General features: G+C 31.3%; 12 protein-coding genes. All 12 read right to left on the bottom strand.

The genetic code is table 11. The annotated features are described in order from the left end of the window. Positions 1-8 precede the first annotated feature (8 nt). The 12 genes from PHE88_06730 to PHE88_06675 all read right to left on the bottom strand — a co-directional run bounded on the left by PHE88_06730 (position 9) and on the right by PHE88_06675 (position 18,547). Positions 9-740: a glycosyltransferase gene (locus tag PHE88_06730; GenBank protein MDD5687509.1), complete on the bottom strand. Its 732-nt coding sequence runs from the start codon at positions 738-740 to the stop codon at positions 9-11. A gap of 34 nt (positions 741-774) precedes the next feature. After that, positions 775-1,656 carry a class I SAM-dependent methyltransferase gene (locus PHE88_06725; GenBank protein MDD5687508.1) on the bottom strand — a complete coding sequence of 294 codons (882 nt, stop codon included), beginning with the start codon at positions 1,654-1,656 and terminating at the stop codon, positions 775-777. Positions 1,657-1,667: 11 nt separating this feature from the next. Beyond that, positions 1,668-4,529, bottom strand: coding sequence for a DUF2723 domain-containing protein (locus tag PHE88_06720; protein ID MDD5687507.1), 2,862 nt, complete (start codon positions 4,527-4,529; stop codon positions 1,668-1,670). A 58-nt stretch (positions 4,530-4,587) separates the two neighbouring features. Further along, positions 4,588-5,715, bottom strand: a complete 1,128-nt coding sequence (gene wecB / locus PHE88_06715; GenBank protein ID MDD5687506.1) for a UDP-N-acetylglucosamine 2-epimerase (non-hydrolyzing) — start codon at positions 5,713-5,715, stop codon at positions 4,588-4,590. Next, on the bottom strand, positions 5,712-7,529 hold the full coding sequence (locus PHE88_06710; protein MDD5687505.1) for a carbamoyltransferase C-terminal domain-containing protein: 1,818 nt from the start codon (positions 7,527-7,529) through the stop codon (positions 5,712-5,714). The genes wecB and PHE88_06710 overlap by 4 nt, the downstream gene beginning before the upstream one ends. Before the next feature lie 81 nt (positions 7,530-7,610). Next, complete coding sequence (locus tag PHE88_06705) at positions 7,611-8,459, bottom strand: class I SAM-dependent methyltransferase (protein MDD5687504.1); 849 nt, start codon at positions 8,457-8,459, stop codon at positions 7,611-7,613. Continuing rightward, the gene (locus PHE88_06700; GenBank protein MDD5687503.1) at positions 8,453-10,138 is read right to left on the bottom strand and encodes a hypothetical protein; all 1,686 of its coding nucleotides are present in this window, start codon (positions 10,136-10,138) and stop codon (positions 8,453-8,455) included. The genes PHE88_06705 and PHE88_06700 overlap by 7 nt, the downstream gene beginning before the upstream one ends. 7 nt (positions 10,139-10,145) lie before the next feature. Then, complete coding sequence (locus PHE88_06695) at positions 10,146-11,558, bottom strand: radical SAM protein (GenBank protein ID MDD5687502.1); 1,413 nt, start codon at positions 11,556-11,558, stop codon at positions 10,146-10,148. A gap of 15 nt (positions 11,559-11,573) precedes the next feature. After that, positions 11,574-12,569, bottom strand: coding sequence for a lysylphosphatidylglycerol synthase transmembrane domain-containing protein (locus PHE88_06690; GenBank protein ID MDD5687501.1), 996 nt, complete (start codon positions 12,567-12,569; stop codon positions 11,574-11,576). 22 nt (positions 12,570-12,591) lie between these two features. Then, on the bottom strand, positions 12,592-13,578 hold the full coding sequence (locus tag PHE88_06685) for a glycosyltransferase family 2 protein (GenBank protein MDD5687500.1): 987 nt from the start codon (positions 13,576-13,578) through the stop codon (positions 12,592-12,594). 21 nt (positions 13,579-13,599) lie between these two features. After that, entirely contained in the window at positions 13,600-17,433 is a 3,834-nt protein-coding gene (locus PHE88_06680; GenBank protein MDD5687499.1) for a DUF2723 domain-containing protein, read from the bottom strand. Further along, on the bottom strand, positions 17,408-18,547 hold the full coding sequence (locus PHE88_06675) for a glycosyltransferase family 1 protein (GenBank protein ID MDD5687498.1): 1,140 nt from the start codon (positions 18,545-18,547) through the stop codon (positions 17,408-17,410). Before PHE88_06675 ends, PHE88_06680 begins: the two co-directional genes overlap by 26 nt.

Here is an 18,547-nt window from a genome sequence, read left to right as displayed (position 1 = left end):
ATTTAGCATTACTTTTTAAATAAATATCTTAAATATTTATAATATACTTTTGGTGAATATTGAAATTTTGATTTAGAATATTTACTCTCTCTGACTGTTAAAATATAAGGCACTTCTGCATAACTCTTTGAAATCTTAGAAATTTTTTTAACCTCTTCAATTAAATAAGAAAAACCTCTGTCTTCACATTCTATTTGAGATAAAAGACAGGTTTTTACAGCTCTGAAACCATTTGTATAGTCAGTCAATGGTAATCTAAAAAATATTTTAATAATTTTATTACCTATTAAAGATACTATCCATCGATTAAAAGGCACATCCTTAACACCGCCGCCCTTTGCATATCTGGTAGCTTTTATAAAATCAGTACCTTTATTCATTTCTTCAATAAATGGGTAAATATAACTAACATTTTGTGTAAGGTCAGCATCCATGAATAGTGCATAATCATAGCCTTCCTTAAATGCACGTTTGGCACCGGTAAGATTAGCAGACCCATAACCTTTGTTCTTTTCATGTGTCTCTATAATGAACTTATTCAGTTTAGTTGATATATTTTTTAAAATATCACCGGTCTTGTCTTTACTACCATCATTCACAGCTATTAACGCAGTTTTATAACTTAACTTGCTGATAAAATCATGTATAGTAGTTACACATTTTTCTGCATTTGATTCCTCATTATACATAGGAACAACTATACAAAAACTGATTTTTTTACTATCTTTATTTATATCCATATTACATAACCTTCTTAACGCTTTATTTCATACCTCAGCTTTTTTTATGGGCTTTTACTATCATTTCCCCTATAAAGAAAGGCAGTGAAATATCCGTAATATATTTTGGCAAACATTTATATATCGGTTTAAATATACGATAAAACTCCGGACCGAAATTTTGCAACATAGTGAAAACATATGAAACCGGTAATTTTTTTATATGCATATTAAAAGAAATATTTTCAAAACCCAGTTCTTTTAATTTCAGCTTTATACTCTTTTTTGTAAATATATGTATATGCTCTACCGGTGCGAACGGCGGCCACAATTTGCCCATAATTTTCGCAAAAAGCGAAGCACTATTGGGAGTTTGTATTAGCAATATTCCACCCGGTTTTAAAAGTTCGGATGAACGATTAAGTAATTTAGCCGGATCTAACACATGTTCAACCACTCCTAAAAGAGTTATAATATCAAATTGTTTTTTTGGAAAAATATTTTCATAAACATCTGCTTTCAAAACACGGCCTGATAATTTTTCATTGGCTATTTCTACTGCTTCTGTCTGTAATTCCAACCCATAAACATCAGCTCCGCGTTCACGAAGAAGATATAAAAATTCCCCGGTAAAACAACCCACATCTAATACGCTTAAACCCGGAAGTTTTAATCCATGTTTCCTAAGTTCAGATTCAAGAACATTAACAAAACCCTTATATATAAATATATATTGATCTGAATATTCTCTAAGTAACTGATAATTACCCTCTATAAATTTCTTTGCATAATGTGTTTCAATTGTTATATCATCCGGTAAGGGATAAGTTGAAACTAAACCACAATTTACACATCTACAATAAACATATTTATGATACTCAAAAATAAACTTTTGGTTCTTGTTACATATCTTACAAGTTGCATCATACCGACCCATCTGTCTTCCTCCTATTGTTCAATTATACTAAAACTCTCAATTAGATATGGATATTCACCTTTTGGTAACGGATATAAAGGTGTCGGATACCAACAATTTACACCATTGTAAAAAGGGACTACTGAAAGAAAATTGTATTGCCTACTTAATTCACTCACTGGTACTTCTATTCTTATCTCCTCTTTCCTGCCGGACATTACACGTCTTTCCTTTATCACAACATTATTTAGATAAAATGCCATATCTACCTTATTGATGTTACCAGGTTTGTTCTCCGGATTTAATGTCACCACAAACCGCATTACAACTTGCTTTATTTTTTTCCTTTTAGGTTTATATATTAGAATATTTGATACCCACCCTATATCATTAGGCCGTATTCCAAGCGGTGTCGCTTCCCAGTTGTTTATAAATATACTTTTATATTTATTGTAATTCACTGCTGTTATCTCTTGCCATGACGGATTTACACCAGCCATTGTTCTCTTTGGAAGCGCATAGTACAATTGCCTATCTTTAAAACCTTGATATAATTGTAAATTAGCTATATCTCCCAATATAAACCTCAAATGATATTTTGTAAACACAGGAACTAAATTAAAATATTTATCAATCTCTTTATCAGTTATGTAAAACATTGAAGATTCCTTTTCTCGATTCTTTGAATCTAAAAATGCCGGTAAAACATACTCTGAATTTAAAGATATTGTTTGCGAACTTAGACAACCGCTAAATCTATCATCACCTGTATCACGACGGGTATATTCAAGCCTGTGAAATATCCCCAAAACATGTTCTTCGTACATATGTGTCCTTACGGTAGTACCCGGTATTAGCTCATTGCGATAGAAAGACATCATTTTTTCCCAATCATCGCGGCTGCGATAATCGCATAAACGATAATTTATTATTATATTCCAGGAAATCGATGTCACAAGAAATACCAAAAATATTTTCATATTATTCTTCTTCACAAAAATCCATAAGTATTGTAGTTTATTTCGGACTTTTTGCTCTTCTATAATCCGTTTTCTTAAAATAGAAATAACTATGCCTACGATACTAAAAGACAATATAATTATTGATGGGAGTTGATGACCTGTTAGTATATTGTCACCTTTTGGAAGTTTAAGATATGATATATCAGTACAACTAAATAATATATTACTAAATAATGCAATCAACAGATACCAAGTAATTATGCTACTTTTCTTATATATCAGCAATATAAACAGACCCAACCCACCTATAATAGCATACAAGTAACCATATCCGTAATTTAATAGTTTTCGATATGTATGAAAATGAGATCTGATAGTGGGCATAATTCCAGCATTTTTAACAAGGTTTACAAACCCATTACTCGCTTTCATTTGAGGAGCATTACCTGTAATATATCCAAAAAATATTTTTAAATTGTTCCTGTTAATTGTAATTTCTTCTTTAGTTTTAAATACAACCCGAGCATAATAATTAGGACTTTCCTTTAAAATCAATGGAGTATATAAAACAATAAATACTAAGCTTAAAGATAAAACAATGTCTACTATTTTCTTTAAATTAAATCTGTGTGTTTTCCAATACCATATTGTCGCCAAAATCATAATAAAAAGCGAACTCATTGCATTTGTCATATGAGCTATCGGCGCTAAAAAAGCAAAAACTATCAAATTGAAATATGACTTATAGTCAGATTCATTTTGTAAATTTATTATTGCAAATAATATTAAACATTGAAATAATATTGATACCGAATAATCTTGCGCAACCACACTGTAATTCCACACCGTCTGGGTTGTCGCCATTACGAGTGCTATTAACATTGCTGATGTTTTATGTTTTGTATAATTGTATAATGCCCCTGCAAAAAAACTTATCCCGATACTCGAACAAAACACTCCGAATAAATTCGCCTTATACATAAAATTGCCCACAGGCATTAACTTACCGAACCAATAACCCAAAAATATCATTATCGGATATCCGGGAAAATGTACATCCTGATACAAGTATTGAGCTAGCTGTATCTCGTAATTATCACCACCGATAAAACCTGTACATACTGTTGCAAAATATAGCATCACTAATATTACATTGGTCGTCAATATTACTTTAAATATGTTAAACTTCTCTATATCTAAAAATAAATTCTTACCATAAAAGACAAAACCTAATATAATTATAGCTATTATTACATAAAGTATTAAATATATGAACGGTGTTATAAAATTGTACGGTTTCTCCATCGCACTTAGTATCGTTCCAGCTATATGCCCCCAAATTGGCGCTGTTACCCACTTTATATATGCGTTATTATTTAATTCTGTATCTTTTTTAACACTTGCAAAATTCTTTATTAGTAATTTATTTTGTTCTATAACCTTATTAGATTTATCTTTTGAATCTGATGCCAAATAAATCGACACCGCCTGTTTTACTTTTATGTTTACAACGAATCTATCGGTTGGTTCTGCGAGAAATGATTTATATTTTTTCTCTTTATATTCATGATCTCCAAAAAATACTGTATAATATCTCTTCCTATTTAGATCCTTAGGAAAAACTTTAACTTCCATCACCTCATTTATTATCAGACTATTTAAACTAATTGTTGACTGCAATATTTGATATACTTTTATCTCCATTGGGTTTTTTGATTTATAATTATCACTCTCAAGAAGTAAGGAAATCCCATGTATTTTCCAACTTTCAGTTAAAGGTTCCATAAGAAACCAATTATCTTTACCGACCAATAAATCTAACTTAACTTCATCACTTTTGACTGGTTTTGCTGTAATATAGTTATTTACAGATAGAAATAAAACAACTGTAACTACCAAAACACTTAACAACTTACAATATTTTTTAATCATGAATGCTTAAATCTCCTTTTGAATATTATTTCCCTGAATTGTTAATTATATCTTTTTACTAATGCCTTTTCAATGATAAAGCAGAATAATATATAAATAATATATCGACAATCCTTTTTGCTGTCTTGCCATCCCAAAATTTTGGAATTTTACTCTTTTTAGGAGTCATTTTACTTAATAAATCACTCATATTTTTCTGTAATTCATCAATATTAGTTAACTTATTAGTTCCTTCAGTAATAGTAACAGGCCGTTCCGTGGAAGGTCTTATTGTAAGGCAAGGAACCTTTAAAAAAGTTGTTTCTTCCTGAATACCTCCGGAATCCGTCAAAATAAATCTTGCATTTTTAGTAAGGCAAATAGAATCGTGATATCCCAGCGGTTCCGCAAGTATAATATTGCGACTATTTTTCAATTTATCCATTAAACTAAACTTTAACATATTTTTCTTTGTACGCGGGTGGACAGCAAATACAACAGGTATTTTACCTGAAAGATAAACCAGCTCTTTTACAATTTTTCCCAGATTTTCCTTACTATCAACATTATTCGGACGATGAAGTGTGACATAAACAAAATATTTTTCCTTTAGATCCATCTTCAAGTGTGTTTTCTGCGCCAGTGCCTTGTCCAAATTTGCAATTAGAGTATCAATCATTATGTTTCCAACCATTTTAATTTTTTTCTTATCAATTCCCTCGCGAAGCAGATTTGCATTTGCATCAGGAGAAGGTGTAAACAGTAAATCAGAAATTGAATCAGTTACTACCCGGTTTATTTCCTCGGGCATACTCATGTCAAAACTGCGGAGACCCGCCTCAACGTGCGCTACTTTTATTCCCATTTTACTTGCTACTAATGAACAAGCCATCGTAGAATTTACATCTCCAACTACAACTATCCAGTCTGGAAGATATTTAAGACATACTTTTTCAAAACCAATCATTATTTTTGCTGTTTGAACCGCGTGTGATGCCGAACCAATCCCGAGATTAATATGAGGTTTTGGCAAATTTAACTCTTCGAAAAATATTTTATCCATTGACCTGTCATAATGCTGACCGGTATGAACTAAAATATGCTCTATTTTATCCGCTCTTTTTGCAAATTCAGCAGATAACGGAGCAATTTTCATAAAATTCGGTCTTGCACCAACAACACTTATAATTTTAATTTTTTTATTCATATAAATCTTTTATATTTACTTTCTACAATATAATTACCGATTGCCAAGATATCCACATTTTTTCTTAAAAAAGATTTTATCGCATCTGCAGGCGTGCAAATTATCGGCTCTTCATGTGCATTAAAACTTGTATTTATCAATAGTGGTAATCCTGTTATTTTTTTATATTCTTCTATTATTTTAAAATAACTTGCATTTATATCCGGAGAAATTACCTGCGGACGGGCTGTTTTATCTACATGACAAATTGCCGGTGCAAGTTTAACACACTTTTCTGTGGCATCAAACGTAATAGTCATAAAATCTGCTGCATGTTCTGATTTATAAAACTTGTTAAAGAAATCGTTAGTTTCGTCAGAAAGTATAACCGGAGCAAAAGGCATAAATTCCGTCCTGCACAATCTTTTATTCAGCCAATCGTTTACCGTAACATCTGTAGACTCTACCAGGATACTCCTATTCCCAAGCGCACGCGGTCCATACTCCATTCTTCCGCTAAAACGACCTACAATATATTTATCTGCAATATAGCGGGCAATAACTTCTTCTATATTTTCATAATAATTATACTTTAAATTAAATTCTTCCAAAATCGTCTTTATTTCTTCATTAGAATACTCTGGACCAAAATAAACATCATGTATCTTGAAAGGCATAAATTTCCAACCTTTCTTTTGTAACTCCTCTGCCCAGACAACAAACGCTCCTCCTAAGGCTGTTCCCCCGTCACCCATATCAGGGTGAATGAATATATCTTCAACTACCGGCAATTCCGATATCTTTTGATTTAATTTAACATTAGAAAACACACCACCTGCCAATGCTACCTTACTTAATCCGGTATCTTTAACCATTTTTTCAACATGTTCAACAACACAATCTTCCAATCTCTTCTGGGCAGCTGCAGCTATATTCTCTCTTGAGCATTTTTTTAATTTTTTTGAAAAATAATCTAACAATAAATTGGTCATTTGGCTTCTAAAATATCTACCCCAAATAAGTCTAAAAAACCATTTAAGATTCTGAAACAAGGTAAAATTATAATTTAACCCTGTAGAAAATGACTTTTTATCTTTAGAAAGAGTAAGGGCATTAGCCATAACAGGATAGCATATTTCAGGATTCCCGTATGCTGCAAGACCAGTGATTTTTCCTTCATGCCGGTGTCTTTTGAATCCTAAATACTTCGTTACTGCTGAATAAAACACTCCGGGAGAAAATTTAAGATGTGTCTCGCAAATCCGGGAAATCAGCCCGTCCTTTCCTGAATTTACTGTACCACTTAGCCCATCCCCTGAACCATCTATTGTCACTAATAAGCAGTTATTAAATCCTGAAGTATAATAAGCACTAGCGGCGTGAGCCAAATGATGTTCCACATCTATTAACGGGCACTGAAAACCCATTTTTTTCAAAGTGTTTTCATATGCCTTCCTTGAATAATTTTCATTCTCATTGGAGACTTTCTTTGTATGAAATAATAATCCATGTTTTACACTTTGCCTGATAAATTCTTTTAGTAGAGAAAATAAAGAAAGTTCATTAGCCACATCAATATTACTATTACCGGTTAAAATCAAATTGGTAAAAAAGGGGTGCCCTCTTAAATAGTCCTTAAATGCAATTGTTACAAAATCAACATCTTTGGGTTTAATATTACCTATTTTCAGACATTCCCTAATAGCGAGATAAGGAAAACCCAAATGCTGTTTTTTCCGCGTTAACCTTTCTTCCGCTATAGCGGCTATTATCTGGCCGTCTTTAATGAGTCCTGCCGTTGAGTCATGCGCACAATTAAGACCTAAAATATACATTATTTTATACTTCCTTTCTTAATATCTGTTAAGTTATTACATTTTGATAACATCAGTATAAGATTGAAGAAATTTATGTCATCAACATTTTCTTTGCAATTTCATTGATAATGTTAAATTTACACCAACACAATTTAATAAATTAAACGGGAAAAATCTTTTCTTTAACATAGTGAACTTTTGTCCTAAAACATCTATCAGTTTATATGTGTCGTTACAATGTTCTATTTTAGAAACTTTATCATAATCCATATTATATTTGCGAGAATTAATCTTTGAAGTAGTTATTGCTCTTAAGGTATCTCTTAGCCACCCGCCTTCGCACGGTAAACCCATATATAAAAATCCTTCTTTATTTAAAATTCTTTCTGTTTCGATTAAAGCCTTATCAAGATAATACATGTGCTCTAATACATGCAACATCATAACATGTACCAGAACTTCATTCTTAAAAGGAAGCGAATATAAATCTCCCTGCAAAAGAATAATTTCTTTATATTTTTCTCTGCATTTAAGCAAAGCAATTTCATTTATATCAAATCCAATTACGTTATTTAATCTTTTAAAATACTTAAAATGGTCTCCTATCCCGCAACCTAAATCTAAAACCCATTCTTTATCACTTATTTTCTGCTTATTAAATATTTTGGCAATCCACCTGTGCGTGGATTCATCAATTATCTTATGAAATATACCCCGAGATTCAAAAACTCCCGGAAATATTGACTGCCATTTAATGTAATCCTCATTTTGATATACAGGAGGTAATGCTGTTTTTTTTGAAGGCAATATCTTTAGAATACCGTTTTCGAAATTGTATTTTCTGTTGCAATAAGAACAACTTAATTGGTTCTCAGATATTAGCACAATATCATGTCCGTCATCCGGACAACTTAATAACAGCAATAAATCTGTAATTTTGTTCACCACAGGATTTCCTCTTTTTCTATTTTAACTTCTCCATTTTCCAAATCCAATACTCTGGTAATTTCCATCGGTTTTGATTCATCATTAATCTGAATCGTAATTTTTTTACGCTCAGCACGCGTATTACATCGATATAAACCTTTGGAATAACCATAAATGGGAGAATAAGATTCAGATACATGTAATTCTTTTATATTAGATTTTCCAAATCCTTTCAAAATATCATTTATGGTTATCTTATTATCAAGAAAAGAAATTGTGCGCTGTAGCACAAAAACGCTTTTTTTTAAATCAGTAATAAAATATTTCCTTAACATTTCTTTAATAAATGTACGTAAAAAAGCTAATGGTGAAATCACATAAAACACAAATCGTGAAACAATCATTTTAAGCGGAGTCAATACTTTATTCATTTTTATATAACAAAAATTAGCACTAATTACTAACTTATTTTCATCCATTTTTACCTGCAAATCCGAATTATATTTATTACTTGAAACAATATATTTACCCATATTGCCAACCCAACCTAAATCTATAACGTCAATTGATTTATTTTTTAAATTGTAAGCTTTTAAAACACCACCTTTTTTTGAAGAAACAACCGAATAATATGTTTTTGTTTTAACAATCAAAAGACCGGATTCTTCAAAATGTTTTTTAAAATCTACTTCACTCTGAAACGGAAGACTTACGTTGTCAGAAGAATCATCATCTGTAAATAAATACGCCTGTAAATAAGAAATAAATAAAAAACACAATAGATTTGCGTCATCACAAGAAGAAGGCACAGGTGTCCGCATTGATATTATTGCATTATGATGCATACAAATAATCGCTTTTGCTAACTTATTTCCGTTTGCCATAATTTCAAGAGCACTTGGTAAAACAAAAGAAGTTTCCCTGCTCCCGTATTCCCCGCCGATAGAACCATCCGGGTGAACAAAATAGCTGATAAATTCTATTAAACGTTCTATTGCCGGTAACACAGCCTTATCATTGCTAAGCCTGTAATAATTCGCTAAGAAATAAAGAGTTACTGTTGAATATCCTATATCTGCACTACCGTATTCCGGGAACCAGCCTTCTTTTGACTGGTTGGAAACAAAATCTGTTAACATGGCAGCAGCTCTATTTTTATTTTTTTCATCATTGTCAAGAGTATACATCTTATAAAATGCCGCTATATTTCCGGCGCTGTGATTACTAATATTTAATTCACCTTTTTTATAATTCCACGTAAACTCTAACGCTTTCTTCATTTTATCGAAAATCAGATTTCTTGTAATATCATCCATCTCATCTTTAAAAATATCATATGCTTCAGCTATGAAATATAAAGAAAACGCAGTACCCGGCTGGCTATGTTCATATGGATAAGCTTCGTCAAAAGAACCGTCATCATGCTGAATTTTTGCCCAATACAACATACTTGCTATACACCATCGCTTTATATCCGTATTTTTAAACCATATATTATTTTCATCACTTATGTAGTATATTAAAGCCAGGCTAAGTGTTGCATATTGTGGAATTATAGACGAAAAATCTTTGGTCAGGTAATTCCAATACTGCCTGTCAAAACACCCGTAAGTCGGTGACTCGAATACCCTGTCCAACTGTCCTAAAAGCCTGGGAATTTGTTCTAATACTAATTTAAGATATATTTCCTTTCTTTTCATAAATTATTTATTCAACTAATTGAAAAAAACTAAAAGCAGCAGAACACATTCTTTTAAATTCTACAAAACTATCAATATTTTTTAAATGCCGTAAAATCATTCTTATATTTAAATATGAATCTTTATACGCTTTTCTATAAAGGTAAAGTAATTTATTTTTGTTCAAACCATAAGGTATGAAAGTAACTTTATGTGAATAGGCTAAATCACTAAATTTATTATATGAAAAAGTCCCGTATTCATTAGCTTTCTCCCACATTTCCGTGCCGGGAAACGGAGTCATCAGGGAAAATGCAGGATAATCAATGGGAAGGGATTTGGCATAATTAATTGTTTCACAAATTGTTTCTTCAGTATCCAATGGATTACCAATAACAAAAAAAGCCTGAATTTTTAAGCCAACGTCCTTTGCCCAAATACACACTTGCTTTCCTTGTTCAAGAGTTATTCCTTTTTTAAGAACATCCAATACTTTTTGATTGCCACTCTCAAGACCAGGTCTTATCATCCAACAACCACGTTCTTTGATATCTTTTAAAAAATTCTTATCCTTTATAGTATTTACTCTTAAATTGCAGGTCCACGGTATAACAATTCCTCTTTTTTTAAGAATATCAAATATTCTGATAATCCTGCCTTCATTTAAGTTAAAAGTATCATCATTTATTTTTATTTCCTTAACACCAAAGTCATTTACTAATTTAGTTATTTCATCGGCGACATATTCGGCACTATGAAATCTTACAGTTTTACCTAACGGTGTCTGACAAAATATACATTTATACGGACAACCGCGTGAAGTAAAAATATGGGCAACCGGCTGTTTCTTATAAAGCATGATTTTTTCATGATAATTCTTAATATCAGTCAAAAGATGTCGAGCAGGGAACGGTAACTCATCAAGATTCTTTATCGGCTGGACAGGTTCATTCCGAATAATTTCCCCGTTCTTTTTATAAACAAGTCCTTTAATATTATCAAAATTATTACTTCCGGATTCCAAACATTTTACAAGATCTAAAAAACTGTATTCGCCCTCACCGATTATTCCAAAATCAAAGTATTTACATTTAAGAGTGTCTTTTCCATAACCGGAGATATGGGGACCACCAATTGTAATATATATTTCAGGATATTTTTCTTTAATGTCTTTGACTGTTTCCACTACAATATCTATACTCAAAGTTGTCGCATAAAACCCGATTATATCAGGAATATTTTTGCCAATTATATCAAGTATATCTTTATTAGACATACATTTCAGGTTGGCATCTATAATATTAACTAGATATCCTTCTTTTTCCAGCACACCTGCAATATAACAAAGCCCCAAAGGAGGCATAACAGCGCCCAAACGCTTAAAATTTTTACCATACGATATTTCCTGACTTAAATATGGGTTAATTAACAGTATTTTCATAATCTGTCTTTAGAATTATTTCGTCAGCTCTGCAACACTATAATTTAGATTTTTCAAAAGACTTGGTATATTAATAGGCTTAAACCACCATATTATAACACCTGTAAGTATATTTAAAATAAACATTAAAAGAAATAAAGCAGAAAAAGCCAGGGATTGTTCTTTACTAATAGCCACTGTTGAAAAAACAGTAATAAAAACCGCATCCCGCGTTCCTATGCCCAGCATACTTATAGGTAATAAATTCAAAACGGTAGAAATTGATATTCCCACTACCAGATAAATAAAAGGAATATTAATATTGATAACTTTTGAAAGAAAATATGACTGTATATAGTATGAAAACCACGCTATGACGGTTAAAAAAAAACATATAATAATGCTTTTTTTACCAAATAATGATGATTCATATCTTATTTTTATGATAATATTTTTTAATATTTCACCTAATTTCTCATTTAAAAAACGTCTTATTACATTTTTCAAGAACATCCAATTTTTACAAATCATATAGATAAATATTGTTATAACCAATAAAAAGACCAGTAAAATTATTAACTGATTTTGAAATAACGATATAGCCATAAATAAGCAAATAATTCCAAAGATAATAAGAAAAATCATATCATAAACCCTATCAATGAAACTGCTTAATATAGACTTTGAAAGAGAATAACCTTCTTGTTTTAAATATAACGCTTTGCTGAAATCACCGATTCTTCCAGGCGAAATCAACCCGAAGGCAAATGAAACAAGATATATATTGAATAACCTTATTAATCCAATATTTATTTGTTGTATTTCTAATATTTTCTGCCACCTGTATGCCCTTATAAGAATCGCAATAAAATTTATGATTATTGCTATTATTAGCCATTTTACTTTAAAATTGATAATAAGTGAAAATACTTTCGTTATATTGACAAACCGTATCAAATATACAATTAACAATATTCCGATAAATCTGGGAAAATATCTGACTATTTTTGATACTACTATACCATATTTCATAATTAAACAATTTTTTCACCTGTTAACATTTGCTTTGTCTTACAATCTTATTTATCTTACTTTCTAATTTAACCATATATTTATACATATCTCTATTCTGGTTAGCCACAAAACAAAAAACCAGTATTTGAATACCGATAAGAATTAATAAAACCATTAGAAGCATGATTGGTCTGCCACGCACAGGTATTCCTTGAAAAAGTGACAAATTAATAAGATATAATCCAATTATAACACCGGCAGTTATAAAAATTGCACTAACAGTTCCTAAAAGAATTATAGGCGATTCACCAAAACTAAATAGCAAATGACTGAATATTATCTCTTTTGCGTTAAAACTGGATTTCCTTTTTTTCTCCCCTTTTTTTGATTTTTTCCACCTTAATATAGCCGGAATTTCTCCTATTTTATAACCTAATGCATTTGCCTTGGAAATAATTTCAAGATGTATTTCTTTACCCTCGGAATCTAAATCCAAAGATTCTATAACTGCCCGTCTATATCCTCTAGTCATTCCGGTCAGCATACTTAAATTGCCTGAAAAAGATAATGACAGTATTTTATTTCCTAAACGGCTTAAAAAAGCTCTTTTAAGCGGGACATTCTCCAATCTACCGTCTTTTAAATACGGGGAAGCAATAACTATGTCTAAATCGCCGACGTCTAAACGTTCTTTTATTTTGAAAATTATATCAGTTCCCCAATTTAAATCAGATTCTGTTGTGATAATATAATCACCTTTTGCATTTGCAAAACCGATTCGCAGAGCAAAACCCCGGCCACGATTTGTCTGGTATGAAATCACACGGGCATTTTTTATACCCGATAAGGTTTCTTCAGCTTTTCGACGTGAATCATCGGTACTTCCATCGTCTATAACTAAAAGTTCCCAATTATAAGAAGTTTTTTTTAATATATTCAATACTGATTTCATATTTTCAGAAATATGTTCTCCCTCATTATACATAGGCAGAATTATGGTCATACTTATTTTTGAATCATTTTCCATTGAAGTGCCTCCGAATTTGGTTTATTCGATTTCATCAACTCTTAAACTCTTAATCAGATACGGATATTCACCTTTTGGCAGTGGATATAAAGGTGTCGGATACCAGCAATTTACACCATTGTAAAACGGTACTATTGAAAGAAAGTTGTATCGCCTGCTTAATTCACTCACAGGTATTTCAATTGTTATCTCCTCTTTCTTGCCAGACATTACCCGTCTTTCTTTTATCACGACATTATTCAGATAAAATGCTAAATCCACTTTATTGATGTTACAACCAGGCTTGTTCTCAGGATTTAATGTCATTATCAACTTCATTACAACCTGCTTTACTTTTTCCCTTTTAGGTCTATATATAAGAATATTTGATATCCACCCTATGTAATTAGACCGTATTCCAAGTGGCGTCGCTTCCCAGTTGTTTATAAATATATTTTTATTCTTGTTAAAATTCGCTGTTGTTATCTCCTGACCCACCGGATTTACTCCGACCGCAGTTGCCTTCGGAAGCGCATAGTACAGTTGCCTATCTTTGAAACCATGATATAATTGTAAATTAGCTATGTCTCCCATTATAAACCTTAAATGATATTTCGTAGGTATCGGAACTAAATTAAAATATTTATCTATCTCTTTATCTGTTATGTAAAACATTGAAGATTCTTTCGCACGATTCTTTGTATCCAAAAATGCCGGTAAAACTATATCCGAATTTAAAGATATTGTTTGTGAACTTAAACAACCACTAAATCTATCATCACCTGTATCACGACGCGTATAGTCAAGTCTGTGAAATACTCCTAAAACATGTTCTTCGTACATGTGTGTTCTTATTGTAGTACCAGGTATTAGTTCATTGCGATAGAAAGACATCATCTTTTCCCAATCGTCGCGGCTACGAAAATTACATAAACGATAATTCTTTATTGTATTCCAGAAAAACAGTGCCACAAGAAATACCATAAATATTTTCATATTATTCTTCTTCATAAAAATCCATAAGTATTGTAGTTTATTTCGGACTTTTTGCTCTTTCATAAGTTGATTTCTTAAAAAATAAATAACTATACCTACAATACTAAATGATAATATAATGATAGATGGAAGCTGATGTGCTGTTAATGCATAATCCAGATATTTAAACTCATAATAAAAAAATTCAGTGCAGTTAAATATAATATTTCCAATAAATGTAAATAATAAATACCATATAATCATATTTCTTTTTTTATATACTAACAGTAAAAGTAAACCTAAAACACTAATAAAGATAAGCATGTATCCGTATCCATATCCTAATATTCTCAAATAACCAGAAAAACCTTTTATAATGATATAGGAAATTCCTTTTTCACTAAATTTACCAATAATCCCAGAACGTCTATTTGTACCAGGACCGTTACCTGTAATATATCCAGAAAATATTTTTAAACTATTTGTACTGATAACTATATTTTCGTACCCTGTGTTTTTTTCAACAAACTGGTTTTTCCAGTCAGTATATTTAACAATTTGTGCATAATTAGTAGGATTCTCAATTAAAGCCAACGGTGTATAAAGAATTATTATTATCGTACTTAACGATAAAACAATGTATAGTATTTTTTTAATATTAAACCTGTGGGTTCTCCAAAACCATATTGTCGTCAAACCCATTATAAAAAGTGAACCTATTGCATTTGTCATATGGGCTATCGGCGCTAAAAAGGCAATTACTATCAGATTAAAATATGACTTGTATGTAGGTTCCTCTTGTATATTTACTATCGCAAATAACAATAAACATTGAAATAATATTGATACCGAATAATCCTGTGCCACTACACTATAATTCCATATCGTCTGAGTAGTCGCCATTATAAGTGCAATCAATATTGAAGATGCTTTGTGTTTTGTATAATTATATAACGCTCCGGCAAAAAAACTTATACCTATACTTGAACAAAATACGGCAAATAAATTCGCCTTGTACATATAATTTCCTACAGGCATCAACTTACCAAACCAGTAACCCAATAATATCATTATCGGATATCCGGGAAAATGTACATCCTTATACAAATACTGTGCCATCTGTATCTCATAATTATCGCCGCCGAGAAAACCTGTACATACTGTGGCAAAATATAGTATCGCCGTTATAAAACCTGTAATCAATATTACAGAAAATATATCCCTCTTCTCTTTTTCTCTGATTAATCTCTTGCCATAAAACATAAATCCTAATATAGCTATTGCTATTATTTCAAAAAGTAAAAGATATATAAACGGCATGATGAAATTATACGGCTTTTCTATGTCACTTAGTATTATTCCTGCTAAATTTCCCCACATCGGCGATGTTACCCATTTTATATATGCGTTGTTATATATGCTACCAATCATATCTTGGTTTTTAACACTGCTCAATCCTACGTTAAACCAATAACCACCTTCACCTTCTTTGTTCATTTTACTATCTTCTATTTTGGCCGCAACTACGTCACCTTGTACAAAATATCTGCCACTGTTTATATAAGGCATTTTACGACTTATGCTGCCAGACGATGTAAAAAAACCAAAATAATCACCTTCTTTAACAACAATTTCTTTACTGAGTTTAAAGGAATTTAAACCAACTTTAGCCGTAAATAATTCAGATTCACCAACAAGCAACCAATTGTCATTGTCACGACTCCATATTTTTAACCTTACTTTATTGTCAGGTACAAGAGAATATATCTCAAATATATCTAATTTAGTGTCTATTGTTGCTCTTTTTTCCAAATCTATTATGCTGATTCCTTCTTTAGAATATCTAATATGGTCCGAAGCAAGACCTTCACTTAATTCATAATCAATTTCTTCATTTGAGAAAACATGCAACCAGTAATCACCTGCAGTATCTTTTGTTATCATGTCTTTTTGTATTTTACTTAATACTTTAACAGGTCCTTTAATATAACCCTTGCCGATCCTTGTATATGGTAATGTTCGGCTTATTTCACCAGCTAAAGCAATAAATCCAATATAATCCCCTTTTGTAATAAAAATAGGGTTTTTAAGTTTAAGTGTGTTGAAACCCTTTCCAGCCGTTAATACCTCGGATTCTTTTATCAACAACCACCCATCATTTTCTTCCCGCCAGATATTTAATTTTATTTTATTATTACCGGACTGACAATGAACTTCAACAACTTGTATCATCTTATTTTCGTTTGCCTTTTTCCCAAAATCTATAATAGAAAATCCCTGGTCGCCTTGAGAACAATCATCCGGCATACCATAATTAGGAATATTCCATTTATTTTCATCCGGAACCCCTATTTGTCCTAAAATAATATTATCCTTTACTATTCGGAAATTCAATTGTTTTGTTTTTTCATAATTAAAGTTAGAATAAATTGAAACAGGTTGAGCCGGTATGATATTAATAAGGAATCTATCTTTAGGATTTGCGTCAAATGGTGCGTAGTTATTGGATAGACGTTCGTCCTTGCTTTCATCCTTAAAAAAAATCGTATAATATTTTTTTTTGCTAAAATCACGCGGATAGACAGTTGCTGATTTTAACTCATAAAGAGAGAAATCATATTTATCGGGTGCGGGTAAGATTTTAAAAACTTTTATTTGCAGCGAATTCTTTGATTTATAATCTCGACTTTCCAACATCAATGATATACCATGTATTTTCCAATCTTCCGATATTGGCTCTACTGAAAACCAGTTATCGCTATTTACTGATAAATCTAATTTAACCTCGTTATTCGTTTCAGGTTTTTCCAAAGCAAATATGGAGTTAAAAAGAAAGCATAAAATTAAAATAAGTAATGTTCTTAAATGTATAATTCTATTTTTTACTCTGGATACAAACATATTTTAAAACCCCCATAGTTTCCTGCGCACATTTTTCCCAAGAAAACATATCCGCTCGTTTCTTTCCTTTCCGAATCATCTGATCTCGTAGATTATTATCTGAAAGAACACTTTTCATTGCTGTTTTTAATTCTTCCTCATCTTTAGGATTTTTTACAATATACCCTGCATCTCCGACAACTTCATCTAAAATAGATGCTGTTATTACCGGGATACCTGCTGCCATAGCTTCTTTCAGCGGAATACTTTCGCCTTCATACAGAGAAATATAAATAAAAGCAGAGGCATTACTGTAAAAACTTGTCATTTCGTTTTCAGGCAAATACGGAATCCACTTTATATTTCCTTTCGCATTGCTATTTTCAATCTCTTTTTCTATGTCAATATACGGATAACTTTTGTTTTGTCCAATGATAACCAAACTTGCATCTTTATATTCTTTATTCAACCTGCTAAATGCCCTGATTATTATATCCTGTACTCTCCTGTTAATTATCAGCCCAACGCAAAGAACATATTTGTCCTTTATACCGTATTTTGAAATTACATGTTTAGTATTTTCTAAATTGTTAATATTTTTAAATTTGTCTTCTGCGGCAAGATATATGACTTTTACTTTACTTTCCGGCACTTTATAATATTTTACAATATCGTTTTTATCAAAATTAGATGCCGTTAAAACAACATCAGCTTGTTTTGAAGATATTTTTGAAATAAGTCCTAATGTGTAACGATTGCTTAATGGTACCCATTCCGGGTGCACCGTATAAAAAATATCGAATACAGCTACAACTTTTTTTATGTTGCCGATAAAAAACGGCAACGTGTAAGCGGGCGAAAAAAAGATATCCAGTTCTTTGTTTTTTTTAATATGCCTGGACAAAAATATATTTTCCCAAAATATCCATCTATTTAAAAATTCCGGTGCATGTATTATTTTTTTAATGAAACAAGGGGCACTCAAATATTCATCTTTTGGTATTTCTCTTTTAAAATATAAGTAATAATTATTTTCCGGAGAGTTTTTTGACCAATACTTTAAAATATTGGAAAGATATCTGCCGACACCGGTTCTTTTGCCTTCTAAATATGAAGCGTTTATTGCAATATTCAT

The organism is Elusimicrobiota bacterium, assembly GCA_028718185.1.
In the GTDB taxonomy this organism is placed as follows: Bacteria; Elusimicrobiota; UBA8919; order UBA8919; family UBA8919; genus JAQUMH01.
This window is presented reverse-complemented; position numbering and strand designations above follow the sequence as displayed.